General features: G+C 58.8%; 20 protein-coding genes. 14 read left to right on the forward strand and 6 right to left on the reverse strand.

The genetic code is table 11. The annotated features are described in order from the left end of the window. The first annotated feature begins 1 nt into the window (after position 1). From Q1B27_RS10730 to Q1B27_RS10750, 5 genes are read left to right on the forward strand one after another with little or no spacing between them, the layout of a single operon-like run. Positions 2-289 carry a sarcosine oxidase subunit delta gene (locus Q1B27_RS10730; protein ID WP_299847309.1) on the forward strand — a complete coding sequence of 96 codons (288 nt, stop codon included), beginning with the start codon at positions 2-4 and terminating at the stop codon, positions 287-289. After that, the gene (locus tag Q1B27_RS10735) at positions 286-3,234 is read left to right on the forward strand and encodes a sarcosine oxidase subunit alpha family protein (protein WP_299847311.1); all 2,949 of its coding nucleotides are present in this window, start codon (positions 286-288) and stop codon (positions 3,232-3,234) included. The genes Q1B27_RS10730 and Q1B27_RS10735 overlap by 4 nt, the downstream gene beginning before the upstream one ends. After that, entirely contained in the window at positions 3,227-3,796 is a 570-nt protein-coding gene (locus Q1B27_RS10740; protein ID WP_299847313.1) for a sarcosine oxidase subunit gamma, read from the forward strand. The genes Q1B27_RS10735 and Q1B27_RS10740 overlap by 8 nt, the downstream gene beginning before the upstream one ends. Before the next feature lie 44 nt (positions 3,797-3,840). Next, entirely contained in the window at positions 3,841-4,833 is a 993-nt protein-coding gene (locus tag Q1B27_RS10745) for a helix-turn-helix domain-containing protein (protein WP_299847314.1), read from the forward strand. 37 nt (positions 4,834-4,870) lie between these two features. Next, complete coding sequence (locus Q1B27_RS10750; RefSeq protein WP_299847315.1) at positions 4,871-5,644, forward strand: TIGR01458 family HAD-type hydrolase; 774 nt, start codon at positions 4,871-4,873, stop codon at positions 5,642-5,644. Between the two features lie 77 nt (positions 5,645-5,721). On the opposite strand, the gene Q1B27_RS10755 is transcribed toward Q1B27_RS10750, so the two are convergent. After that, a complete protein-coding gene (locus Q1B27_RS10755) occupies positions 5,722-8,316 on the reverse strand; it encodes a hypothetical protein (protein ID WP_299847317.1) in 2,595 nt (864 codons plus the stop codon). Positions 8,317-8,462: 146 nt separating this feature from the next. Here Q1B27_RS10755 and Q1B27_RS10760 point away from each other — a divergent pair, with 146 nt between their 5' ends. Next, on the forward strand, positions 8,463-9,131 hold the full coding sequence (locus Q1B27_RS10760) for a thiamine diphosphokinase (RefSeq protein WP_299847319.1): 669 nt from the start codon (positions 8,463-8,465) through the stop codon (positions 9,129-9,131). A 150-nt stretch (positions 9,132-9,281) separates the two neighbouring features. Here Q1B27_RS10760 and Q1B27_RS10765 read toward each other — a convergent pair whose 3' ends face one another. From Q1B27_RS10765 to Q1B27_RS10785, 5 genes are all read right to left on the reverse strand, one after another. Further along, a complete protein-coding gene (locus Q1B27_RS10765) occupies positions 9,282-9,929 on the reverse strand; it encodes a hypothetical protein (protein WP_299847321.1) in 648 nt (215 codons plus the stop codon). 88 nt (positions 9,930-10,017) lie between these two features. After that, complete coding sequence (locus tag Q1B27_RS10770) at positions 10,018-10,926, reverse strand: DMT family transporter (RefSeq protein ID WP_299847323.1); 909 nt, start codon at positions 10,924-10,926, stop codon at positions 10,018-10,020. Positions 10,927-11,002: 76 nt separating this feature from the next. After that, positions 11,003-12,523, reverse strand: coding sequence for a hypothetical protein (locus tag Q1B27_RS10775; RefSeq protein ID WP_299847325.1), 1,521 nt, complete (start codon positions 12,521-12,523; stop codon positions 11,003-11,005). A 104-nt stretch (positions 12,524-12,627) separates the two neighbouring features. Next, positions 12,628-14,001 carry an L-serine ammonia-lyase gene (locus tag Q1B27_RS10780; protein WP_299847327.1) on the reverse strand — a complete coding sequence of 458 codons (1,374 nt, stop codon included), beginning with the start codon at positions 13,999-14,001 and terminating at the stop codon, positions 12,628-12,630. Continuing rightward, the gene (locus Q1B27_RS10785) at positions 14,001-14,705 is read right to left on the reverse strand and encodes a glutathione S-transferase family protein (RefSeq protein WP_299847329.1); all 705 of its coding nucleotides are present in this window, start codon (positions 14,703-14,705) and stop codon (positions 14,001-14,003) included. The genes Q1B27_RS10780 and Q1B27_RS10785 overlap by 1 nt, the downstream gene beginning before the upstream one ends. A gap of 250 nt (positions 14,706-14,955) precedes the next feature. On the opposite strand from Q1B27_RS10785, the gene Q1B27_RS10790 reads away from it, so the two are divergent. The 8 genes from Q1B27_RS10790 to Q1B27_RS10820 all read left to right on the forward strand — a co-directional run bounded on the left by Q1B27_RS10790 (position 14,956) and on the right by Q1B27_RS10820 (position 22,807). After that, entirely contained in the window at positions 14,956-15,777 is an 822-nt protein-coding gene (locus tag Q1B27_RS10790; RefSeq protein ID WP_299847331.1) for a hypothetical protein, read from the forward strand. A gap of 358 nt (positions 15,778-16,135) precedes the next feature. Beyond that, positions 16,136-16,342: a VOC family protein gene (locus tag Q1B27_RS24520; RefSeq protein WP_367181351.1), complete on the forward strand. Its 207-nt coding sequence runs from the start codon at positions 16,136-16,138 to the stop codon at positions 16,340-16,342. Between the two features lie 203 nt (positions 16,343-16,545). Next, the gene (rpiA, locus tag Q1B27_RS10795) at positions 16,546-17,334 is read left to right on the forward strand and encodes a ribose-5-phosphate isomerase RpiA (protein ID WP_299847332.1); all 789 of its coding nucleotides are present in this window, start codon (positions 16,546-16,548) and stop codon (positions 17,332-17,334) included. A gap of 14 nt (positions 17,335-17,348) precedes the next feature. Continuing rightward, positions 17,349-18,806, forward strand: a complete 1,458-nt coding sequence (locus tag Q1B27_RS10800; protein WP_299847333.1) for an FAD-dependent oxidoreductase — start codon at positions 17,349-17,351, stop codon at positions 18,804-18,806. 69 nt (positions 18,807-18,875) lie between these two features. Continuing rightward, positions 18,876-20,066: an FtsH protease activity modulator HflK gene (gene hflK / locus Q1B27_RS10805; protein ID WP_299847334.1), complete on the forward strand. Its 1,191-nt coding sequence runs from the start codon at positions 18,876-18,878 to the stop codon at positions 20,064-20,066. Beyond that, positions 20,066-20,968 carry a protease modulator HflC gene (gene hflC / locus Q1B27_RS10810; RefSeq protein ID WP_299847335.1) on the forward strand — a complete coding sequence of 301 codons (903 nt, stop codon included), beginning with the start codon at positions 20,066-20,068 and terminating at the stop codon, positions 20,966-20,968. Before hflK ends, hflC begins: the two co-directional genes overlap by 1 nt. Next, positions 20,965-21,162 (forward strand): DUF2065 family protein, encoded by a 198-nt coding sequence (locus Q1B27_RS10815; protein WP_299847336.1) that lies wholly within the window; start codon positions 20,965-20,967, stop codon positions 21,160-21,162. The genes hflC and Q1B27_RS10815 overlap by 4 nt, the downstream gene beginning before the upstream one ends. Positions 21,163-21,322: 160 nt before the next feature. Then, the gene (locus tag Q1B27_RS10820; RefSeq protein WP_299847678.1) at positions 21,323-22,807 is read left to right on the forward strand and encodes a Do family serine endopeptidase; all 1,485 of its coding nucleotides are present in this window, start codon (positions 21,323-21,325) and stop codon (positions 22,805-22,807) included. The last annotated feature ends 93 nt before the right edge of the window (positions 22,808-22,900 follow it).

The following is a 22,900-nucleotide window of genomic DNA, read 5'->3' on the forward strand; positions in this document are numbered from 1 at the left end:
CATGATCATCAACCATCCGCTGCTTGGCCCCCGCGACGCCGCTGAGTTTATCTATCTGGGCGATGCAAGCCTGATCGACAGACCCGATTGGCAGGACGAAGATGCCGACGAAAAATTCTATGAATACGGGTATTTGCGCGACAACCCCGCCGGTGAACACCAAGAGCTTTGGTATCACGAACAGGGGGATCGTTCGTGGCTCCTGGTCACGCGCAACACGCTGACCCATGAGATTTCCAAGGTGGAGCTGGCCCGCGACATGGCCCGTGCGCGGGGGCGCAGCAAATGACACAAGTGAACCGATTGACAGGCGGCCAGGTCGACCGCTCTCAGACGCTGAACTTCACTTTCAACGGCAAGGCGATGCAGGGCCATCCCGGCGACACGCTGGCCTCGGCGCTTCTGGCCAACGGTCAGCGTCTGGTGGGACGGTCGTTCAAATATCACCGCCCGCGCGGCATTCTGACCAGCGGCTCGGAAGAACCGAACGCACTGGTGCAATTGCGCAGCGGCGCCCATCAGGAGCCGAACACCCGCGCCACGGTGACCGAGCTGTTCGACGGGTTGACCGCCACCAGCCAGAACCATCGCGGATCGCTCGAACATGACTTGATGGCGGTGACCGATCTGATGGCGCCGTTCCTCAGCGCGGGCTTCTACTACAAGACATTCATGTGGCCCAAGGCGTTCTGGGAAAAACTGTATGAACCGGCAATCCGCAAATCCGCCGGTCTCGGTCGACTGTCGATGCAGGACGATCCCGACAGCTATGACAAAGGCTTTTTGCATTGCGATCTGCTGGTCATCGGTGCGGGTCCTGCGGGCCTTAGCGCGGCACTGGCTGCCGGACGCAGCGGCGCACGCGTCATTCTGGCGGATGAGGATTTCGCCCCCGGCGGACGCCTGAATGCCGAGACGCTGGAAGTCGACGGGATGAGCGGCGCGGACTGGGCCGCCGCGGCAATCGCCGAACTAAGCGCCATGGACAACGTGCGCCTGATGACCCGCACAACCGTTTATGGTGCCTACGACCACGGCATCTATGGCGCGCTGGAACGCCGCACCGACCACCTTGCCACATCCGATGGCAAGCCCCGGCAAGTGCTGTGGCGGATCTACTCGAAACGTGCAGTTCTGGCGGCAGGCTCGACCGAACGCCCGATCGCCTTTGGCAACAACGACCGCCCCGGCATCATGCTTGCGGGCGCGGTGCGGACCTATGTGAACCGCTACGGCGTGACACCCGGCCAGCAGGTTGCGGTCTTCACCAATAACGATGACGGCTGGCGCACCGCCGCCGATCTGGCTGCTAATGGCGTCGCGGTGACCAACATCATCGACACCCGCGACGCGCCCGCGGTCTGCGACGTGCCCGGTGCGCGGCACATCCGCAACGCGGCGGTGATGGACACGGTGGGCCGTAAGGGCCTGAAATCGGTCACACTGACCAGCGGTCAGGTCATCCCTGCGGATTGTCTGGCTGTCTCGGGCGGATGGAACCCGAACGTGCACCTGACCTGCCACCAACGTGGCCGCCCGACCTGGCGTGAAGATATCCACGCCTTCGTGCCCGGCGGCGATCTACCCCCCGGCATGGCCGTGGCCGGTGCCGCGAACGGATCGCTGACCCTTGCCGCCGCGCTGGCCGAAGGCCGGAACGTGGCCAATGCGCAGATCAAGGATCTGGGCTTCACCGCCTCTCGCAAGGCCGCCCCCAAGGCCGAGGATGAACCAAGCGACGGCATGGCAATCTGGCATATTCCGGAAAGCAAGAATCGCGCCTGGGTCGATCAGCAAAACGATGTGACCGTTAAGGACATCAAGCAAAGCTACCGCGAAGGCTTCCGCTCGGTCGAGCATCTGAAACGTTACACCACGCTGGGCATGGCCACCGATCAGGGCAAGACCGCCAACATCCCGGCGCTGGCGATCATGGCCGAATGCACCGGCAAATCGCTTCAGGATACCGGCACAACGATCTTCCGTCCGCCTTATACGCCGATACCCATGGGCGCCTTGGCGGGACGGGCGCGCGGCAAGGATTTCCGCCCCTTCCGCCTGACGCCAAGCCACGACTGGGCCTCGAAAAACGGCGCCACTTTTGTCGAAGTGGGCAATTGGCTGCGGGCGCAGTGGTTTGCCCGCCCCGGCGAACAAGGCTGGCGCGACAGCGTCGACCGCGAGGTCGAGATGACCCGCGGCTCGGTCGGCATCTGCGATGTGACCACGCTGGGCAAGATCGACATCCAGGGCAAGGACGCCGCTGATTTCCTCAACTTCGTCTACGCCAACGCCTTTGGCAAACTGCCCGTCGGCAAGGTCCGGTATGGCCTGATGCTGCGCGAGGATGGTATCTGTTATGACGATGGCACCACCGCGCGGATGAGCGAGAACCATTTCGTGATGACCACCACCACCGCCAACGCGGTGCTGGTCTTCCGCCGGATGGAATTTGTTCGCCAGTGCCTCTGCCCGGACATGGACGTGCATCTGATTTCGACCACTGATGGCTGGGCACAGTTCGCCGTAGCCGGACCCAACGCGCGCAACCTCCTGCGCAAGGTGGTGGACGAGGCGCATGACATCTCGAACGAAGGGTTCCCCTTCATGGCCTGTGGCGAGGTCACGGTTTGCGGCGGCACGCCTGCCCGGCTGTTCCGGATCTCCTTCTCAGGCGAGCTGGCCTACGAGGTCGCCGTGCCCGCGCGCTACGGTAACTCGATGATCGAAGCGCTGATGAAAGCGGGAGAGGAGTTTGATGCCGTGCCCTACGGGACCGAGGCGCTTGGCGTCATGCGGATCGAAAAGGGACACGCGGCGGGCAACGAACTGAACGGGCAGACAACCGCGCTGAACCTTGGGCTCGGCGGCATGGTTTCGTCCAAGAAGGACTGCATCGGCAAGACGCTGGCTGCCCGTCCCGAGATGAACCGCGACGATGCGATCCGCCTGGTCGGCTTCCGGCCCGTGGATCGGAGTGTGAAACTGATCGCCGGGTCGCATTTCATCAACAAGGGTGACGATGCGACCATGGCCAACGATCAGGGCTGGATGACCTCGGTCGCCTATTCGCCCAGCCTGGGGCATTCAATCGGGCTTGGTTTCATCAAGGAAGGCCATAACCGCAAGGGCGAGATCGTCCGCGCCGTCAGCCCGATCCACGACACCGAGATGGAGGTCGAGATCGTCTCGGCGCATTTCATCGACCCCGAAGGAGAACGTCTCCGTGCTTGAGTTCAATCTTGTCTCCGCCCCGCCGCTGGCGGGCTACGATCAACGCTTCGACGGCGTGAACCTCACGGCGCCCACAGATCTGGCGATCGTCTCGCTAGCCCTGCCGCTTGGCGGCGAAGCCGCAGCCGAAAAATCCGTGAAAGCCGCCTATGGCGCGGCCTTGCCCGGTATCGGCAAATCGGCGCTGTCCAAGGATGGCAGCGCACGGCTGGTACGCCTATCGCCGGACGCGGCATTCGTGATCTTCACCCATACGACGCCCGATGCCGAGCCCTTCGTGGCGAAGAAAATCAAAGGCGCGGCCTACACAACCGACCAGACGGATGTGTGGACCGGGCTTGAAATTGCTGGCCCCCGCGCCCGCACCGCACTGGAACGCATCTGCCCGATCGACCTGCATCCCGCCAGTTTCGCAACCGGCGACGCGGCCCGCACCACGATGGAACATCTGGGCACGCTGATTATCCGCACCGGCGATGACGCCTTTCTGCTGCTGTCGGGCAGCTCTTCGGCCAAATCGTTCCTGCACGCCATTGAAACCTCGATCCACAACACCGCTTAACCGCTTGAACCCAATCCCCACGATGCCGGAGAAGGAAATTCGCGATGTATCTTGAAACTCTGGAAACAACACGATCCCCTACTCCTGCCGTGATGCATTGCCGTCGCAGCCTGTCGGGCGATTTTGTGTTCCTGTCACAGGATGACCGTGTGGCCTATGCCGCCGAGGCCTGTATCGACGTATTGCGCTCGGCCAATCGTCTGACTGGCGAGGACGGCTATAGCTGGACGCATTACACCGGCGAAGAATGCCTTGAGGATGGCCCGATCTGTGGACCTGATCAGACCCTGGTACTGGTGGGTGGCGTTGAAAACCCGTGGCGCCCGTCCGAAGAATACCTGCGTGATCTGCGCGCCTGTATTCGCAATGCGGCACGTGTCTGCGTGGTTGGATCAGCCGTTTTCGTACCGCTGACCGCCGGTGTTCTGGGCACCAAGCAGTTATCGGTGCATCCGAATTTCCGACCCGGCGTACGCGAGACCGGCCGCATGCTGGAATTGTCTGAAAGTGCGACCTGCCATCACAAGGCACTAAGCAGCGCGGTCAGCCCAACCGCGGCAATCCGCATGATGGTCGAACTGGTCGGCGCGCGCGACGGTGAGTTCACCCGCGCCACGCTGGCGAAATATCTGGGCCTCAGCGATCCCGACGAAGACACCGGAATGGCTGAACATTGGCGTTACAAGCGTCTGGCGCAGGGCAACCTGGTGATCAGCGAAGCGCTGAAGATCATGCAGGACCACCTGGAAGACACGCTGAGCGTGGGCCAGATTGCCGATATCCTGGACGTATCGCCACGCAAGCTGGAACGCGGTTTCCGCGATCTGCTGGATCAGACGCCGCTGAAGGTTTACCGCGACCTGCGGCTGGACCGGGCGCGCAGCCTGCTGGCGCAGACATCCCTGCCGCTTAACGAAGTTTCGGTCGCCTGCGGGTTTTCCAATGTCACGCTGATGAAAAAATGGTTCATCGAAAAATACGGAGAGCTTCCCGGACAGGTCCGTCAGCACGCCTTTGGTGGCATGCTTCGCGCGTGATTTGACCCTGATGGGCCGGCTTGCCATGCTGTAGCTTATGATACGTGGCTTACTTCTTGATCTGGCGGGCGTGCTCTATGATGGTGGGCGGGCGATCGACGGCTCGGTCGACGCCATTGCACGGCTTGTTGACGCGGGATTGCCCATTCGCGTCATTACCAATTCCACCCGCAAACCAAGACGACTGTTGTTGCAGCGCCTGGCAGAAATGGGCTTTGAGATCGACGCCGATCAGCTTTTTACCCCTGCCAGTGCCGCGCGCGCCGTTCTGGCGGAAAGCGGGCGGGCCGCACATTTACTGATTCATCCCGATCTGGTCGAGGATTTCGCCGATATACCCCAAAGCGGGGCAGAAATATCAGTCGTTGTCGGGGATGCGGCAGAATATTTCACGTATGACGCAATGAATGCTGCCTTTCGCGCCCTGGACGCCGGCGCAAACCTGCTGGCACTGGCCAATAACCGCAGCTTCAGCGATGCCGACGGGGCGCTCAGCATCGACATGGGTGCCTATGTAGCGGCGCTCGAATATGCCAGTGGTCAGACCGCGACCGTGCTGGGCAAGCCCGCTCCGGGATTTTTCAAAGCAGCTCTTGCAAGCATGGGTATTTCAGCCGCCGAAGCGGTGATGATCGGTGACGATGCCGAAGCGGATGTGGCCGGCGCCCTTTCTGCCGGTTTCGGTCAGGCGATTCTGGTTCGAACTGGCAAATATCGCGACGGTGATGAGAGCAACGTGACCCCTGCCCCCGATTTCATTGCCGCTGATCTGGTTGAAGCGGTTGAGCGGGTTTTAGCGGGCAGGAGTTGACGGCAGATCGCCATATCTCAAAATAAAACCCCCGGAAAGTTACCTGTCCCGGGGTTTTGTTTTATCTTTACAAGGTGTTACCCGGCATGCCGCGTCTCATCCCGGAAATCGGTTTCTTCGGTCACGGTAAAGCGTCCGCCCTTGATTTTCTGAATCTTACCCTCGCGCAGAAGCTGGCCAAAAGAGCGCAGACCGTCCTCACGGGCGAAATTCTCTTTCTCCACCTCTTGGATCTTATGCATCAGCATCGGCCGCGAGAATTGTTCCCGGCCTTCAACATCCGAAATGTAGGCTGCCGCAGCCTCCAACAGGTCAGGCAGTTGGGTTGCGCCCATCTGGCGGGCATAATCGCTGAAATTGCTACCACTTTCGACACCGGTGTTTTTAGTGTCTTCGACCAATTCCGTCGCCGAGACACGGCGCGGGCGGATCGGCGCGCGTTCCATGTCAACGCGCTGCTCGGCAACCAGTTTCAACGGTGCCGGTCGTCCTTCGACCGGGCGTTGTGAACGGGTCCCCTCGCTGGCACTGGGACGACGCGGGCGCACCACGCTGGCAAGATCGCTGCGATAGGGTGTATCGTCGACGTTCTTTTGCAGATCCGCGCCGGCCTTCTTTTCGGCCCGGGTGGCGGCAACCGCCGCACGCAGATGCTGAATAGCGCTGCGACGCTGATTGGATTCTGGCTTTTCAAGCTGGCTATCGGCTTCGTCAAAAATCCGTTCGATATCGGACTGATCGCCCGCGCTTTCCAGTTTGTGCCGACCGTCGCGTGAAGCTGCATGATGCTCTATCTCTTCTGAAGCATCATCGGAATTTTCCTCAGCAACATCAGGAGCATGCATCTCTTCTTCATCTGCAACTGCCAGGTCAGCTTCAACCTCGGCAAGCGCACGCTGCAAATCTTCTTCCTGTTCAGGGCTCAGGACCTGCTCAGCATCCGCCATCTCAACATCGGCATCACCGTCCGTGTCATCGTCGGCCCATGCCGTTTCGACAAAGTCTTCGGCCTGGTCATCTTCCGACAGACCATCAGCGATGGCGGCATCGAAATCTTCGCGAGTGACCTTGAGCACACGGGCATTCAACTGCGCGCGTGTCTCATCATCGTCGCTCATCTCCGACACGTTCTCCGCGTCATCCGAGATTTCAACCGTTTCATCCTCGACCATTGCATCCGGCAAATCGAAATCAACCATTTCTTCGGCGACTTCGTTTTGCGTTTCGATTTCGGTCAGGTCTTCTGCTTCAGATGTTTCTCCGTCGGTAATCGAATCCGCCAGCAATTGCGACAGCGTGTCTTCGAAATCGTCTTCGTCGTCTGTCGCGGTCGCCGCAGCCTTCGAGCTGGCTTCTTCCTCATCAATCTGTTGCGCACGTTTGCTGGCCAGCGATGCAAGCAATTCCACATCGGACATGCCGGTCTCGACAGGCTCAGCCTGCTCAATCTCAGCCGCGTCATCTTCGGCCAGGGCGGCATCCAATTCAGCAGCGGCTTCGTTCAGGAAATCCTGTGCATGCTCGTCTTCGCTGTAATCGTCCTGCTCGTAAGGCTGATCTTTCTGCGACACGACCGAACGAATTCGGCTCAGCCGGTCTGCAACAGAATCGGCATCTGGCACCGAGACCGGAGCGTCCACCATCTCGGTTTCGTAATGATCTGCTACGTCAGGCTCTGGTGAATTCTCAAAGAATGCCTCAGCCGTTTCGACATAGTCATCGATTGCAGCTTCGTCTTCCACGGCAATCTCGGCGGCGAAATTTTCGGCGGCGGCCTCAACCGCAACCTCTTCTTCGACAGCCTCTGATAGCTCTTCGTCGATAAACTGCTCAACCGGGGTATCATCTTCAGAGTGAATTTCTTCGGTGACGGTCTCTTCAACCGACGCGTCCGATGTCGCTTCAACCGTCTCAGCAGGCTCTTGCGCGATCGGTTCTTCCGGCATTTCTTCGACAACCGTTTCAGCGGCCTGCTCTTCCGCAACAAACGATTCAGTCTGCGCTGTAACAACGGGGGCTTCCAAAAGATCGTCCGCCGCAGGCGTGTCTTCAACCGTTGCGACAGGCTCTTCTTCAATGGCTTCTTCGGCCGCTTCAATGACCTCTTCGGCCACGTCTTCGTCGGCAGGCGCTACTTCGGATGCAACCTCGGTCGTTTCCGCAGGCACGCCCACTTCTTCTGTGGTGGCTTCCTCGACAGGTGCCTCTTCGGACGAAACATCCTCGTCCTGCAACGCCGCGGAAATTGCGGGGGCAAGCTCCTCGACATCATTCTCAGATGTATCAGCAGCCACATCATCGGCAGCATCAACCACCTCTTCAGGCTGGGTTTCTTCTACGCTGGGCGCCTCTGCCTCAGCGTGTTGATCCTCAGCGGCCATATCCGTTGCTGCGACAGCAGCCAGCGCGGCTGGTGCGTCGCCTGCGCGCAGGACGATCTTGCCCTGCTCTTCGTGCGCCTCAACCCGGCGGGCGATTTCGCGTTCCGCGATCCGCGCCAGCATGTCGGCATCCGGTGTCGGCGGTTCGGCCCCGAAGTAACGATCATCCGCAGCCAGATCGCGGAAATATTCTGCAATCGCCTTCATCGTATCGAATGAGTCATCAAACCCTTCCAGCGTACACGAGAAGGTTCCGTAAGAGACCGTTAGAATTTTACTTGTATTAACCATTTTAATCGCTCGCTTTGCTTTGCCTGCAAAGTCCGTGTTTACCATGCCCGAGAGGACGAAAGACGCCCGATTCTTGGAACTTTAACGTACCATTTTGTGGCGAGAATGTGTTCTCTTCCATAACTTGACGTTAATCCGGGGAAAAAATGATCGTTCAACAATCCCAGTCTGTGACGCTAATTGGTGGCGCAAAGGTAGACAATCAAAGGCTTAGACGCGCTTTGGCACTGGCGCCACACCTGGTTGCGGCAGATGGTGGCGCAGATACCGCGCTGCTCGAAGGCCTGATGCCGGATGCCGTAATTGGCGATTTTGATTCGATGAGCGAATCAGCCAGGGACTGCATCCCATCCGACCGTCTGCATGAGATTTCCGAGCAGGACAGCACCGATTTCGATAAATGCCTGAGCAACATCCATGCCCCGCTGATCATCGGTGTGGGTTTTTCCGGGGCGCGCCAGGATCATCAACTGGCCGCGTATAATACACTGGTGCGGCATCCCGATCAGCGCTGCATTCTTCTGGGCCGTGACGAGCTGGTGTTTCTTTGCCCGCCGTCGCTGCGTTTGGATTTGCCTGTCGGGACGCGAGTATCACTGTTTCCGATGGGTGCGGTCGAGGGTGTGTCAGACGGGTTGAAATGGCCCATCGCCGGGCTGAACTTTGCGCCGGACGGGCGCGTCGGCACATCGAACCTATCAACCGGCACTGTACATCTGAACCTGACCGCGCCAAAAATGCTGGTCATTTTGCCAGCGATGGCGTTGGAAGCGGTCGCCGAAGCCCTGCAACAGGTTGTCGGCAGTTGGGCGTGACAGGCATATCAAAGCTCTTGATGATTATTCTCTACCCCAATTGGCATCAAAGCCCACACAGATCGGACGCAAGGTAGAAGATAGCGATGCGCGATCACCGTGAACGACATCCAGATCCGCAAACAAGCGTTCGGGCATCAACAAGCTGCGTTAACTAAACGGCCAGCTATCGGGCACTTTGTCGGGGCCTTTGTTATCTTCCAGAATCTTCCGATAATTCTCCATCGAATGATCCATACCGAAATTGGCTTCGGGCGGTTCAAGGAATTTGGCTTGACCCAAATGGCTGAAATTCGGCGCCATCGCGCATACCGTGTCATCCACCCGGCAGACCGACAGGCATTTGCCATCGTGTTGCACCCGCCGACTGCCTTTCTTGGGCCGGGGCGAGGCAAAACCGATACCGTGCACATTATAGCTTTTCGACAGGATCTGCGTGGCCGCTGCGCCCAAAGAGTGACCGATGATCAGACGCGGCCGGCGGTTCCCCAACCAGTTGAACACCATACGGGAATAAACCAGAAAGCCCTGATGCCAGCGCGTACCACTGGCACCACGTTCTGTTGTGCTATCCGCCAATCGAAATTTCTTGTGCCCCACATTGAAGACCCTCAGATTGAAATGCACGAAATCCAATACGGAATTGCTGCCGGGCAGAAGCAGGATACCGTTGTCGGTCAAATGCGCCTGCACCCCCGATTTATCCAGACTATCAACAACCCGGGGTGACTTTAGCTCACTGACTTTGTAACTCGCCTGCGCCAAGGTGGCGGCGTCGCGCATCCTGATCCGTGTCATTGGAAAATCCTCCTGAAAATATACAGGCAGTTTTCCACGGTCATGCCGCGCTGCAAAGTCATTTAAACCTGACCCTGCGCGGCAGTGCCTAAGGAGCGGGCGTTGGCCGGCGCTGCAGGGCGCGTTCGCGCACAAAGACATAAAGGCCCGAGCCCACGATCAGGGCAATCCCGACAAAGGTCAGCGCATCGGGCAGATCGCCGAATATGTAGAAACCAAAGAAGGTGGCGCCGACGATCTCGATATATTGCAGCGGTGCCAGAACCGAGGCGGGTGCCAGCGACAGCGCGAAACTGATGCAGACATGGCTGATTGTGGCGACAATCCCGAGCGCCGCCAGCAGTTTCAATTCGCGTGCCTCCGGCCAGACCGGATCAAGCGGGCCGACGCCACTGCCATTAAACGCCCAGAGCACCGGCACAGCGATTACCAACGCCGCCAGACCGGTATATACCTGCAATGTGATCGGGTGCATCTGCGTTGCCATACGGCGTGTCAGGATCATGTAGAAGGCAAAACAAAGCGCCGTGACCAGCGGCAGAAACGCCACGCCGCCAAGCTCCTGAAAACTGGGCTGAATGATCAAAAGCGCCCCGCCAAAGCCCACGGCACAGGCAATATAGCGGCGCGGGCCGACCTGTTCGCCCAACAGCCATCCGCCCAGCAACGTCAGGATGAACGGTTCGACAAAAAAGATCGCGATGGCATCGGCAATCGGCATGTAGCGCACGGCAGTAAAGAAAAACGCGGTGGCCACCATCAACAGAACCGATCGCGCCAGATGCAATCCGATCTCGGCCCGTCCGGGCCGGTGCATCCATCCCATCAGCGCCGCCAACGGCAACAAAAGCGCGCTTTGAACCGCAAACCGTGTGGCCGCGATCTGCCCCACGGCGACCGCATCACCGATCAGCTTGGCAAAACTGTCCATAAGCGGGGCAATCAATGAAAACCCCACCATCAGAAGAATGCCGAATAAGGTGCGATCCTTGCCCATGACGCGACGCTAGGGGCGCATCATGAAATTGGCAATCCGCCTTCGGCCAGAAGACGTCAGAAACAGTCAGCAGGCGTCAGCGCGCGGTTGGGCGCCTTGCATCCATCGCCAGTCTCTCAAAGGGATCGGGGCGACCGGCAAATGCCTTGGGTTCGCGCTCGGCAGGGACAAGCTTTGCCATGAAAAGCTGGATTTTCTCGCCCATGCCCAATTTCTGCTCGGTATCATCCGGGGTGAAAAGCGTGGCCGACTGAAACGCGTCCTTGCGTCTCGGCGCCCGGGTAACAGGGCGTGTCTTGGCAGCACCATCATCCGTTTCACCGGATTTATGACGCCGACCGGGCAGCGCAAATTTGAAACCACGTTTTGGTTCTTTCGGCTCAGGTGCGGCAGTCGCATCAACTGCGGCAGCCGCGTCATCGCTTTCATCCTTGGCCTTACGCCCAAGCCCCGGCAGGGACAGCTTGAAGCCGCGCTTGGGTGCCTCAGCCTCGGACGTCTGCTCCACCGGCGCTACCAACGCTGGCTCGTCCTGGAAACTCGTCGCGTTTTGCACGTCAGCCATAACCTCTTCATCGCTCTTTTTGGCGCCCGGCAACCCAAGACCCAAACGCGCTAGCCCGCCGGTGATCACATTCTTGGTTTTCCGGACGGCAAACATCTGCAAGGCAACAATCGCGGCAATCGCGGCATAGATCAGCGCATAGGTAAATTGACCGGTATAGATCAGGAAACCGGCCACCCCGATTAGCGACAGTGCCTTTACCGACAGCGGAATTCTGTTCCAAAGCTTGTCTTCGACTGTTTCGCGAGCGGGGGCGGGCTCTGCCTCGGGCTGCGCAGGTGCATCGGCATACGCCATCACGGGCGCGGTATGTTCTGGCGCGGCGGGTGCGTCCTCTGAATTTGCCAGCCGCTTCTTGCGACGACGCAACGCGAATTTGATCAGGCCGATCAGGGCCACGGCAAGACCAACACCGCGAATGATGTTGCGCATGTCATCCGCAGACACCGTGGGCGTCAGCCCGGCAACCCGGCCATCCAGAAACGGTTCGATATAGATGAAATCATCGGATTGGATAAGGCTCTGTTCGGCAAACGCATCACTGACAAGCGACGACAGATCCGAACTGTTCCTGGCCTGCCCGTTAAACGTGATGACGCTGACAAACCCGTCCTCGCCAATCCCGATCTCCGAGTTTTTGTCGAAATATTCGTTGATGAACTTGTCTTTTTCCGCCTGCGACAGAACCAGCGCACTCCGCGCCACCTTACTGCCTTCCGGGTCGGACGCATCAAACAGCACATACATGAAGCGCGTCGTATCGGGGCCTTTGCGCTTTTTCGTCAGTTCGTAATTATAGCTGGGGTCAATCACACCCTGAACCGATATTTCATCGGCGAGACCAACATCATCGCTGCGCGAAAACTCAGCCAGACTGACAGTTTCCGGCGGCGACCCGGCAAGGGCGCGCTTCATCTCCTGGTTTTGGGCCAGCGTGTCGCGGTGGCTCAGTTCACCCAGATAGAACAGGCCCCCAGCGGCGGCCAGAAACACCCAAAAGGGCATCTGAAATACTGCAAAAATCAAACGCATGATGCGGATTTCCTGATTCAATTCAAACTTGAATCAAGGATCATCCAAATTTCCGGGCAAAAATTTGGCGCCCCCGTGGAAATTTCACGGAACCGCTAGAATAATCAGCAGTTTGGCACGTTTACGGCCAATCCACCCAGCGACGTTTCCTTGTATTTTTCGCTCATATCCGCACCAGTTTGGCGCATTGTTTCGATACAGGCATCCAATGGCACCAGATGCGTGCCATCCCCGCGCAGCGCCAGCGACGCCGCCGAGACAGCCTTGATCGCCCCCAGACCGTTGCGTTCGATGCACGGCACCTGCACCAATCCTTTGACCGGATCGCAGGTCATGCCCAGATGATGTTCCAGCGCGATCTCGGCCGCGTTTTCGATCTGTGCGGGCGTGCCCCCCAGGACGGCTGCCAATCCGGCTGCCCCCATAGCAGATGCGCTGCCCACTTCGGCCTGGCAACCTGCTTCGGCGCCGCTGATCGAGGCGTTGAACTTGACCAGCCCGCCAATCGCAGCAGCGGTCAGCAGGAAATCCTCGATCTGCGTCTCGCTGGCCCCCGGCACATGCTCAAGCCAGTATTTGATGACCGAAGGCACGACACCCGCCGCGCCATTGGTGGGCGCTGTCACCACCTGCCCGCCAGCCGCGTTTTCCTCGTTGACGGCCATGGCGTAGACACTCATCCAGTCATTGATCTTGTGCGGCGCATTCAGATTGGTGCCACGTTCGGCAATCAGCGCATCCCGGATACCCTTGGCACGGCGTTTGACATTCAGACCGCCGGGCAGGATCCCTTCGGCATTCATCCCGCGCTCGATGCAGTCGTTCATCACCTGCCAGATTTGCGCCACGCCCGATTTCAGGCTTTCCGGCCCGCCGCGCGCATGTTCGTTGGCCTTTTTCATCTCGGCAATGCTCTTGCCGCTGGTTTCAGCCATTTCCAGCATTTCAGCGGCAGATTTGAACGGATAAGGCACCGGATCGCCTTCGTCGGTATTCCGCCCCGCCGCCAACTCTCCCTCGGTCATCACGAACCCGCCGCCGATGGAATAATAGGTCTCCTGCAGGATCACATCGCCCTGCTTGTCGGTGGCCATCAGGATCATGCCATTGGCGTGGCCGGGCAGGTTGGGGCCGAAATCAAACTGCAGGTCTTCTTTGGGGTTAAACGCTAAGACCGGCAGACCGTCGGGCGAGACGGTATGGGTCTCGCGGATCTGGTCCAGCGTCGCTTCAGCTTTGTCATTGTCATAGGTTTCGGGCACATATCCGGCCAGGCCCAGAATGGTTGCCCGGTCACTGGCATGGCCCACGCCGGTAAACGCCAGCGAGCCGTGCAATGATCCCTTGACGCCGTGGCATTCAAACGGGGCCGCGCGCATCTTGTCCAGAAACCGCGCTGCCGCCACCATCGGCCCCATGGTATGGGACGAGGACGGGCCAATGCCCACTTTGAACATATCGAAGACAGACAGGAACATCAGGTGGCACTCCCTTCCGGTGGCCTAGCGTATTGCGGGGCGGTAAAGGGCGTCGGCCCAAGACCCTCGGCATCTATGGCAGATTGCACACTCCCGCAAGGCTCAAGACGCGCCGCCATTGCCTTTAAATGCGGCCAGTTACCGATCGAAAACCACCCTGACCCCTCTTGCGGGTATAGCACCATCCAACGCATCAGGCACGCCACATAGAAATCCAGGACCGAAGGGGACGTTGCGCCGAACCAACCGGGCTGCTGCGCCGCCATCTCTTCGAGGGCGTCCAGATGCTGCGGCAACACTCCCTGCATATGGCAGCGCAAGGCGCGCTGAAGCTGCGTATCCGGGCCGATATACTGATCCGGATAAAAGGTCATACGCATCGCGACATGCACGGTATTGGCGGTGAAAAACAGCCATTTCAGGAACGGCGCGCGTTCGGGAGTACCCACCAGCGGTGCAAGCGCCCCATGCCGATCCGCCAGCCAAAGCAGGATCGCGCCGGTTTCGAAAACCGGCCCGTCAGGCGTTTCCAGAACCGGGATCAGGCCCTGCGGGTTCAGCCGCAGATAATCGGGCGACTTATGGGCGCGTTGCTTACGATCAACCAGCACGGTCTTATAGGGCTGCCCCAGTTCCTCCAGCACCAACCGGATGATCAAAGAGGCGTTGTCGGGGGCGTAATGCAGGCGGTAACGAGTTGTCATGGCCTCAATCTACTTCAGGCCGGAACTCCGACGCGCCAGGAAACGACAGTTTTCAACCAAAAAGGCTTGTCCGCATTGCGGGCTTTGCTTTCATACGTAATAGTTGCACCAATGTCTGATTTTACAACTTATTAGTGATCAGTATTGTCCCTATTGGCCTTTTTTTGAGTGTTTTAGCAAAGACATGAAAGTCTGACAGGTTCGGCGGGTACCTCGTAGGATTCTCATTTTTTATGAAAGGAATAGTATTTTGCGGTTCTTCACTGATGCCAACGGCAATTTCAACTGGGCAGCAATCGGTGGCATTTGTGCGACCATTGGTTCAGTCTTGGCACTTTTGGCTTTCTTTACGTCCGACAAAACCGCGGATGCAACGGCTAAAAATATTGAAACGGTGATCGGCGACTACGTGATTGGCGATAAAGTCGAAGGGATTACACTTGAGCAGTATGAAAGCGGTCTAAAACGTCGGGAAGAAGAGATACTGGCGCGGCTTGATTCCGGTGACATCACCGGTCAAGACGCAGCGGGATTACGAGACGCCCTGCAACAGATTGATGCGCGTCAATCAGACCTGCAAAAGTCTTATGCCGAAGTCGCTTTGCTCACCGCCGATATTCGGGCCTTTTACGAAAGCGTCGCTGACAAGGAGCTTTTGAACGAGGCTGTGCTTGAGATCTTTGATGGTAACAGCGCAGGCGCCGCAACGAAGGCTATTGCTGCAGGAATACCTGTCGAAGGAGTAGGGACTATTGAGAATCTTTCAACTATCTTTCAGCCAGTGCGAACCCGCGCAGATTTCTTGCAGCACGTAGCAGGATACGAGTTATTTGCTAGCGACGACACGTTCCGGAAAACCGTTCTTGGCAAGGACGGATCAGTAAATAGTTACTGGTCGATCAATCGCGACACGACTGGAAGCTGGGCTTGGATCGACGGCGCTTATTGCCAAGAAATCATCCATAAGGGTAGCTTCGTTGCACAAACCTGTTCCCAGGTATTTGTGACCAACTCAGCCGTTAAGTTTATCGACCCAGACGGCTCAACCAACATTTTGTCAAAGCATGATTGAGCAGCCGTGGCTTTAACTCTGGTTTGCACATAGTCACTGTCTGATAGCCAATCGATGCGTTATCGATGCTCGCATTGATGTTGGTAAGCTTGAGCTTATGAATTGTGATCAATGTGATGGAGAGTAATTCCGTTGGCTTCCGCAGTAAATTTCAGAAAGAATTGCGATGCAACTTGATGGATATCTCGCTTCTGAAACCTATCCGAAGCGATCATTGCGGACTTTGAATGCGTCTGTCACCTTGCTCCAAAAGCGCGAAGGATTTTCTGGTGGGCAGCGAAGGCATTGCTAATACGGGGCAGTATACGATGACAAAAGCATTCAGCACGCACGCTTGCTGATTGGTAACTCCTTGATCATGCTAAATGAAAGTACTGACGAATACCCAGCCAATATTTCCCAGATGCACATATATATGGAAGATGCGGACAGCGCCTACCAATTGGCGTTGCAATTGGGTGCTACTAGTTTGATGAAGCCAAACAATCGTCCGCATGGGGATCGAATGGCCGGTATCAAAGACCCATGTGGCAATATCTGGTGGATAGCGACGCCTCGCCCGTAAAGGGAACTTCAAGCCAATCGTAACTGTAGGTTTGGGCTCTCTCCAGACCTCTGCCACCTCGGTGACAGCCCACCAGGTTTCAACCGCAGTTATCCCATTGGGAAAAACCACCCAATAGCCCAAATCTGCAATCCGACGAATTGCCCTCGCACCCCGTTGCCAAAGCCCCTATAACCGCTGCCAAACATCGGGGAGTCGCTGCCATGTCCGGAGAATTGTCGCCCATCGACAAGGCCAAGTTCGTTGCCGCCAAACGGGCGGTCGATTTTGTCGAAGACGGGATGCGCGTGGGCCTCGGCACCGGCAGCACTGCCGCCTGGATGGTCCGCTGCCTGGGCGAGATGGTGCGCGACGACGGGTTGAACATCCGCGGCGTACCCACCTCCACCCGCACCGCCGATCTGGCCCGCGAAGTCGGGATCGAGGTGATCAGCCTTGATGAGGCCAAGTGGCTGGATGTCACCATCGACGGCGCGGATGAATTCGACGCCAACCTGAACCTGATCAAGGGCGGCGGTGGCGCGCTATTGCAGGAAAAGATCGTGGCCACCGCCTCCGATCAAATGATCGTGATTGCCGATGTCGGCAAAGAGGTCGAATCCCTCGGTGCGTTCCCCCTGCCGGTCGAGGTCATTCCCTTTGGCTGGCAGACCACCAAATCCCTGATCGAAGAGCTGCTGATCAGCATGGATGTACTGGGACGCGACACCACCCTGCGGATGAATGGCGAAAGCCCGTTCGTCACCGACGAGGGCAATTACATCCTTGACCTGCACCTGGGCCGGATCGGCAACGCACAGCAACTCTCGCTGGCGATGAACCAGATGCCAGGGGTGGTTGAAAACGGGCTTTTCATTGATATCTGCGATGTGGTCGTTTTGGGCTACGGCGATGGCCGGGTCGAAACGCGCGACATCAACCAGGGCACGGTGGAAGAGGATCGTCTGGATTTCCTGGAATCCGACAATCTGTTCACCGATATGCTCGACTAACGCAGGGTTCCGGAATGGCTTTTGACTATGATCTCTTTGTAATCGGCGGTGGCTCTGGCGGGGTTCGTGCCGCGCGCGTGGCAGCACAGGGCGGCGCCAAGGTGGCACTGGCCGAAGAGGACCGCTATGGCGGCACCTGCGTGATCCGTGGCTGCGTGCCCAAGAAACTGATGGTCTTCGCCTCGGAATTCGCCAGCACCCCGACCGAGGCGCAAGCCTATGGCTGGGACATGTCGCTGGGCGATTTCGATTGGCAGAAATTCTCAGGCAAACTGAACGAAGAACTTGACCGGCTTGAAGGTGTCTATCGCAACCTGTTGAAAAACAGCGGTGTCGAAAGCTTTGACGCCCGCGCGCGCCTGAAAGATGCGCATACGGTTGAACTCAGCACTGGCGAAAGCGTAACCGCCAAGCACATCCTGATCGCCACCGGCGGCCATCCGGTACGCCCGGACATGCCCAACGCCCATCTGGGCATGGTCTCGGACGATATTTTCCACCTCAAGAAGCTGCCCAAATCGGTGCTGATCATCGGCGGCGGCTACATTGCCTGCGAATTTGCCGGTATCCTCAACGGCCTTGGGGTCGAGGTCACGCAATACTATCGCGGTGCGCAAATCCTGCGGGGCTTTGATGACGAAGCCCGCGGACTAATCGCGGAATCGATGCGCGAAAACGGGATCAACCTGCATCTGGGCACCAATATCCTGGAAATGGCCCCGGCCTCTGCCGACCACTCCGCCAGCCATGCGGGCACCGCATCGGATGCGGCGATGGGGGCGTCGGCAGGTGATGCCGCCGACCTGCTGCCCGGCGCCGGCGCCAGGGGCGAACCGGTCTGGGTCAAGGCCACCAACGGCGCGGAAAACGTCTTTGATGCGGTCTTTTTTGCCACTGGGCGCGATCCCAACACCGCCGATATGGGCCTCGAGGAGGTCGGTGTCGAAATCGGTCGCCGGGGTGAGATCGTGGTTGACGAATACAGCCAGACCGCGGTGCCCTCGATCTACGCCATCGGCGATGTAACCAACCGCGTGGCGTTGACACCGGTTGCCATCCGCGAGGGCATGGCCTTTGTCGACACCGTCTTCAATGGCACCCCCACACCGGTTGATCACGATCTGATCCCCTCTGCCGTTTTCACCCAGCCCGAACTGGGAACCGTCGGCATGAGCGAGGAAGAAGCCCGCGAACAGGAGCCGGTCGAAGTCTACTGCACCTCGTTCCGGCCGATGCGGACCGCCTTTGCGGGCAAACCCGACAGGGTATTGTTCAAACTGATCGTGTCCGAGAAAACCCGCAAAGTGCTGGGCTGCCACATCGTGGCCCCAAGCGCGGGCGAGATGATCCAACTTGCGGGCATTGCCGTAAAGATGGGCGCCACCAAGGAAGATTTTGACAGGACAGTCGCGGTGCATCCAACCATGTCCGAAGAAATCGTGACGATGAAGACGCCGATGCGAACGGCTTGAATTTTTGCCTTTACGGCACAGGTTAGATACACCGCCGTGGACGGCGGCATGAGAAAGGGAAGATGATACATGGCTGGACATTCTGGCGGCCCCTGGGGCGGCGGCGGAAACTCAGGCAACGGCGGCGGCGGTGATGATGACCGCGGCGGCAATCGGGGCGGCAGACGCCCCCCTGAAGGCCAGGGAAATATTCCTGAAATCGAACAGCTTGTGAAAAAGGGCCAGGATCAGCTGCGTGTGCTGATGGGTGGTCGTGGTGGCGGCGGCGGCAACGGCGCTGGCGGCGGGGACGGCCCGGGCATCGGCAAGGGCACATTCTTCATCGGTGCCCTGGTGGCCGTCGGCCTCTGGGGCGCGGCCAGCTTCTACACGGTCAAACCCGAAGAACAGTCGATCGAACTGTTCCTGGGCAAGTTTTCCGGCATCGGCACCGAGGGTCTGAACTTTGCCCCCTGGCCGGTTATCACCGCCGAGGTGTTCAACGTCACCACCAACCGGACCGAGGATATCGGCGTGCGCCGCTCGGGTCGCGACAATGACGGTCTGATGCTGACCACCGACGAAAATATCGTCGACATCGACTTTCAGGTGGTCTGGAACATCAAGGATGCCAAGAACTTCAAGTTTTCGTTGAAATATCCCAACGATTCCGTCCGTGCCATTTCCGAGGCCGCGATGCGGGAAGTGATCGCCCAGTCTGAACTGGCCCCGATCCTGAACCGAGACCGTGCCGCGATCGAAGCGAACGTCAAGGAGCTGATCCAGACAACGCTCGATAAGCGCGAAACCGGGATCAATATCATTCGTGTCAACTTCAACAAGGTGGACCCGCCCAGCCAGCGTGTCACTGTAACCGACCCCGAGGGCCGCACATCTTCGGTCTCGGTGATCGACGCCTTCCGCGACGTGCAGGCGGCGGAACAGGAACGCGACCGGGTGGAACGCCAGGCCGACGCTTATGCAAACCGAAAACTGGCCGAGGCACGCGGTGAATCCGCGCAATTGCTGGAAGCCGCCGAAGGGTACCGCGCACGCGTCGTCAACGACGCCGTGGGTGAGGCCAGCCGCTTTCTCGCGGTTCTGACCGAATACCAGGCCGCGCCCGAGGTGACCCGCAAACGTCTCTATCTCGAGACAATGGAAAAAGTGCTGGGGGATGTCGACAAGATCATCCTTGAAAACAACACCAATGGCGGTGGTCAGGGCGTTGTTCCTTACCTGCCCCTGAACGAGCTGCGCCGCAGCCAAGGAGCAAACTGATGGGAAAAATCAAATTCCTCTTCCCGATCCTCATTGTTGCCCTGGTCGCCGTCCTGTCGTCGATTTTCATCGTCGATGAACGTGAAAAAGCATTGGTGCTGCGCTTTGGTCAGATCAAACAGGTCCGGACCGAACCCGGCCTTGGCTTCAAGGTCCCGCTGCTCGATGAGGTCGTCACTTACGAAGACCGCATCCTGTCGCTGGAAACGCCGGTCATCGAAGTTACCCCCGCCGATGATCGCCGGCTTGAGGTTGACGCCTTCGTTCTCTACCGCATCTCCAACGTGGTCCAGTTCCGTCAGGCTCTCGCGGCGGGCGGTGAACGCGAAGCGGCGATCCAGCTCAACGACATTCTCGACGGTCAGATCCGGGCGGTTCTGGGGTCACAGGGCGTGACATCCAACACCATCCTGTCGCCTGAACGGTCCGGGCTGATGAACCAGATCAGGAACCGCGCCGACAGCCGCGCCTCGGCGCTTGGCCTCGAAGTGGTCGATGTGCGCCTGCGCCAGACCAACCTGCCCGAGCAGAACTTTGACGCGACGCTGCAACGGATGATTGCCGAACGGGAACGCGAAGCGACCGATGAACGCGCACGGGGCCGCGAGGCTGCGCAGCGTGTGACCGCGACCGCCGACCGGACCTACGAGGAAATCCTGTCGGAAGCGCGCCGGGATGCCCGCATCATCGAGGGTGAGGCCGATGCCGAGCGCAACAAGATCTTTGCCGAGGCTTACGCACAGGACGCGGAATTCTTTGAATTCTACCGGTCGCTTGCCGCCTACGAGGAATCGCTGACAGGCAGCAACTCCAGCATGGTCCTGTCACCGGATAGCGAGTTCTTCAACTACCTGCGTTCGGATCAGGGTGCCGCGGCCAACCGGTCGCAAGCGGCGGAATGATCGAAACAACATTTCTGGCCCTCGGGCTGGTGCTGATTGTCGAGGGGCTGGTCTATGCACTGGCCCCTTCGCTTATTGACCAGTTGCTTGTCGCGCTGCGCGCCATGCCGGTGGAAAGCCGCCGGCTGGTCGGGCTGCTGGCCCTGGCGCTTGGGCTTGTCATGGTCTGGGTCGCCAAAACGCTTGGTGCCTGATAGAATCATAATAATTCGTTCACATGCACGTGACACTCTGTTGCGGACTTTGCGATCCTGCAATTGGCACCTACATGTAACGCAGAGATATCCGGCAGAAGTGACCGGAAACATTTGGTACACCGAAGGAGAACCCCGCGTGAAAGTTCAATCCGTTTCCATGTCTCGGCAGAATATCTATGGCCTGCGCGCCTTTTGGCTGACAACGCTGGCTTTTGCTATCCTGCTGGCCCAGGCAATCGCCGCTCAGGCCCGGCCCGACAGCTTTGCTGACCTGGCCGAGAAATTCAGCCCGGCGGTTGTGAATATCACCACTTCGACCGTGATGGCGCAGGGCACCGGCCCGTCCCCCATCGTGCCCGAAGGCTCCCCGTTCGAGGATTTCTTCCGCCAGTTCCGGGAACGCAACCAGGATGGCGACCGACCGCGCCGCACCTCGGCGCTTGGCTCGGGTTTCGTGATTTCCGAAGATGGCTTTGTTGTCACCAACAACCACGTGATCGAAAGCGCCGATGAGATCATCATCGAATTCTACTCGGGCAAAGAGCTTGAGGCGAAGGTGATCGGCACCGACCCCAAGACCGATATTGCGCTGCTGAAGGTCGAAACCGACGAGCCGCTTGCCTTTGTCAGCTTCGGCAACAGCGACATCGCCCGCGTGGGCGACTGGGTTGTTGCGATGGGCAATCCGCTGGGTCAGGGTTTCTCGGTCTCGGCCGGGATCGTTTCGGCCCGCAACCGCGCCCTGTCCGGCACCTATGACGATTACATCCAGACCGACGCCGCCATCAACCGCGGCAACTCTGGCGGGCCGCTCTTCAACCTTGATGGCGAAGTGATCGGCGTCAACACAGCGATCCTCAGCCCCAATGGCGGCTCGATCGGCATCGGCTTTTCGATGGCATCGAACGTTGTCACCAAGGTGGTCGATCAGCTGAAGGAATTCGGCGAAACCCGTCGTGGCTGGCTCGGTGTGCGCATTCAGGACGTGACCGATGACGTGGCCGAAGCCATCGGGCTTGAGAAAGTCGCCGGGGCGCTGGTCACGGATGTCCCCGAAGGCCCCGCCGCCGAATCCGGCATGCAGTCGGGCGATGTGATCATGTCCTTTGATGGCAAAGAGGTTGCCGATACCCGTGGCCTTGTGCGCCAGGTCGGCAATACCGAAGTTGGCAAAACCGTCCGCGTGGTCGTCTTCCGCGAGGGCAAGACACAGACGTTGAAAGTGACGCTTGGCCGCCGCGAAGCCGCCGAGGGTGCGATCCCCGCCGCGCAACCGGGTGGTGACGACGATGGCGGCAGCAAGGAAATGCAGACCGAGCTGCTGGGCCTTACAATCGGCCCGCTTGATGACGAGGCGCGCGGCGTGCTTGAACTTGACGCCGATGCCACCGGGCTTGTTGTCCGCGACGTCAATGAATTGTCCGAAGCCTATGAAAAGGGCCTGCGCGCCGGTGACCTGATCGTCGAGGCCGGGCAGGAAAAACTCAACAGCATCGCCGATCTGAATGACCGCATCACCGAGGCCAAGGATGCAGGCCGCAAGTCGATCCTTCTGCTGGTCCGCCGCGCCGGTGACCCGCGTTTCGTGGCCCTGTCGCTGGACGACACGAAAATGGACAAGAAAGAAGACGAGACCGAATAACCTCCAGCCTTCTCAGGAAGGCTTACCTCGTAGGGCGCTCCGGCAACGGGGCGCCCGTTTTGTTTTTGGGTCGCCGGAAACTGCGCCGGCCAG

The organism is uncultured Roseovarius sp., assembly GCF_947489715.1.
GTDB lineage: Bacteria > Pseudomonadota > Alphaproteobacteria > Rhodobacterales > Rhodobacteraceae > Roseovarius.

Bases quoted from the DNA above. Each gene is read 5' to 3' on its own strand.
- Q1B27_RS10820 (WP_299847678.1), top strand. From the start codon at position 21,323: ATGTCTCGGCAGAATATCTATGGCCTGCGCGCCTTTTGGCTGACAACG.
- Q1B27_RS10815 (WP_299847336.1), top strand. From the start codon at position 20,965: ATGATCGAAACAACATTTCTGGCCCTCGGGCTGGTGCTGATTGTCGAG.
- Q1B27_RS10775 (WP_299847325.1), bottom strand. From the start codon at position 12,523: ATGCGTTTGATTTTTGCAGTATTTCAGATGCCCTTTTGGGTGTTTCTG.
- Q1B27_RS10760 (WP_299847319.1), top strand. From the start codon at position 8,463: ATGATCGTTCAACAATCCCAGTCTGTGACGCTAATTGGTGGCGCAAAG.
- Q1B27_RS10730 (WP_299847309.1), top strand. From the start codon at position 2: ATGATCATCAACCATCCGCTGCTTGGCCCCCGCGACGCCGCTGAGTTT.
- hflC (WP_299847335.1), top strand. From the start codon at position 20,066: ATGGGAAAAATCAAATTCCTCTTCCCGATCCTCATTGTTGCCCTGGTC.
- Q1B27_RS10755 (WP_299847317.1), bottom strand. From the start codon at position 8,316: ATGGTTAATACAAGTAAAATTCTAACGGTCTCTTACGGAACCTTCTCG.
- Q1B27_RS10745 (WP_299847314.1), top strand. From the start codon at position 3,841: ATGTATCTTGAAACTCTGGAAACAACACGATCCCCTACTCCTGCCGTG.
- Q1B27_RS10770 (WP_299847323.1), bottom strand. From the start codon at position 10,926: ATGGGCAAGGATCGCACCTTATTCGGCATTCTTCTGATGGTGGGGTTT.
- Q1B27_RS10750 (WP_299847315.1), top strand. From the start codon at position 4,871: ATGATACGTGGCTTACTTCTTGATCTGGCGGGCGTGCTCTATGATGGT.
- Q1B27_RS10800 (WP_299847333.1), top strand. From the start codon at position 17,349: ATGGCTTTTGACTATGATCTCTTTGTAATCGGCGGTGGCTCTGGCGGG.
- hflK (WP_299847334.1), top strand. From the start codon at position 18,876: ATGGCTGGACATTCTGGCGGCCCCTGGGGCGGCGGCGGAAACTCAGGC.
- Q1B27_RS24520 (WP_367181351.1), top strand. From the start codon at position 16,136: ATGCTAAATGAAAGTACTGACGAATACCCAGCCAATATTTCCCAGATG.
- rpiA (WP_299847332.1), top strand. From the start codon at position 16,546: ATGTCCGGAGAATTGTCGCCCATCGACAAGGCCAAGTTCGTTGCCGCC.
- Q1B27_RS10765 (WP_299847321.1), bottom strand. From the start codon at position 9,929: ATGACACGGATCAGGATGCGCGACGCCGCCACCTTGGCGCAGGCGAGT.
- Q1B27_RS10785 (WP_299847329.1), bottom strand. From the start codon at position 14,705: ATGACAACTCGTTACCGCCTGCATTACGCCCCCGACAACGCCTCTTTG.
- Q1B27_RS10735 (WP_299847311.1), top strand. From the start codon at position 286: ATGACACAAGTGAACCGATTGACAGGCGGCCAGGTCGACCGCTCTCAG.
- Q1B27_RS10780 (WP_299847327.1), bottom strand. From the start codon at position 14,001: ATGTTCCTGTCTGTCTTCGATATGTTCAAAGTGGGCATTGGCCCGTCC.